This is a genomic window from Citrobacter sp. MGH100 (assembly GCF_001034465.1).
Taxonomy (GTDB): Bacteria; Pseudomonadota; Gammaproteobacteria; order Enterobacterales; family Enterobacteriaceae; genus Citrobacter; species Citrobacter youngae.
Map to the genome: position 1 here is coordinate 493,349 of NZ_KQ089801.1, position 1,851 is coordinate 495,199.

Annotated in this window: 1 rRNA gene; it reads right to left on the reverse strand. The window is 53.4% G+C overall.

The features are described 5' to 3' along the window. Positions 1-10: 10 nt before the first annotated feature. Positions 11-1,552, reverse strand: a 16S ribosomal RNA gene (locus SK32_RS13970). Positions 1,553-1,851 lie beyond the last annotated feature (299 nt).

Sequence of the window (1,851 nt, forward strand, 5' to 3'; positions counted from 1 at the left end):
TTCTTTAAGGTAAGGAGGTGATCCAACCGCAGGTTCCCCTACGGTTACCTTGTTACGACTTCACCCCAGTCATGAATCACAAAGTGGTAAGCGCCCTCCCGAAGGTTAAGCTACCTACTTCTTTTGCAACCCACTCCCATGGTGTGACGGGCGGTGTGTACAAGGCCCGGGAACGTATTCACCGTGGCATTCTGATCCACGATTACTAGCGATTCCGACTTCATGGAGTCGAGTTGCAGACTCCAATCCGGACTACGACGCACTTTATGAGGTCCGCTTGCTCTCGCGAGGTCGCTTCTCTTTGTATGCGCCATTGTAGCACGTGTGTAGCCCTACTCGTAAGGGCCATGATGACTTGACGTCATCCCCACCTTCCTCCAGTTTATCACTGGCAGTCTCCTTTGAGTTCCCGGCCGGACCGCTGGCAACAAAGGATAAGGGTTGCGCTCGTTGCGGGACTTAACCCAACATTTCACAACACGAGCTGACGACAGCCATGCAGCACCTGTCTCAGAGTTCCCGAAGGCACCAAGGCATCTCTGCCAAGTTCTCTGGATGTCAAGAGTAGGTAAGGTTCTTCGCGTTGCATCGAATTAAACCACATGCTCCACCGCTTGTGCGGGCCCCCGTCAATTCATTTGAGTTTTAACCTTGCGGCCGTACTCCCCAGGCGGTCGACTTAACGCGTTAGCTCCGGAAGCCACGCCTCAAGGGCACAACCTCCAAGTCGACATCGTTTACGGCGTGGACTACCAGGGTATCTAATCCTGTTTGCTCCCCACGCTTTCGCACCTGAGCGTCAGTCTTTGTCCAGGGGGCCGCCTTCGCCACCGGTATTCCTCCAGATCTCTACGCATTTCACCGCTACACCTGGAATTCTACCCCCCTCTACAAGACTCTAGCCTGCCAGTTTCGGATGCAGTTCCCAGGTTGAGCCCGGGGATTTCACATCCGACTTGACAGACCGCCTGCGTGCGCTTTACGCCCAGTAATTCCGATTAACGCTTGCACCCTCCGTATTACCGCGGCTGCTGGCACGGAGTTAGCCGGTGCTTCTTCTGCGAGTAACGTCAATCGCTGCGGTTATTAACCACAACGCCTTCCTCCTCGCTGAAAGTACTTTACAACCCGAAGGCCTTCTTCATACACGCGGCATGGCTGCATCAGGCTTGCGCCCATTGTGCAATATTCCCCACTGCTGCCTCCCGTAGGAGTCTGGACCGTGTCTCAGTTCCAGTGTGGCTGGTCATCCTCTCAGACCAGCTAGGGATCGTCGCCTAGGTGAGCCGTTACCCCACCTACTAGCTAATCCCATCTGGGCACATCCGATGGCAAGAGGCCCGAAGGTCCCCCTCTTTGGTCTTGCGACGTTATGCGGTATTAGCTACCGTTTCCAGTAGTTATCCCCCTCCATCGGGCAGTTTCCCAGACATTACTCACCCGTCCGCCACTCGTCACCCAAGGAGCAAGCTCCTCTGTGCTACCGTTCGACTTGCATGTGTTAGGCCTGCCGCCAGCGTTCAATCTGAGCCATGATCAAACTCTTCAATTTAAGTTTGATGCTCGTGAATTAAACTTCGTAATGAATTACGTGTTCACTCAGAGACTTGGTATTCATTTTTCGTCTTGCGACGTTAAGAATCCGTATCTTCGAGTGCCCACACAGATTGTCTGATAAATTGTTAAAGAGCAGTTGCGACGCGCTTTAGCGCTCTGTCGCGAGGTGGCGTATATTACGCTTTCCTCTTTCAGAGTCAACCCTCATTTTCAGGTTTTTCTCTTCAACCGGCCCGGCTGTTTGTGTGAAGTGATTCACATCCGCCGTGTCGATGGAGGCGCATTATAGGGAGT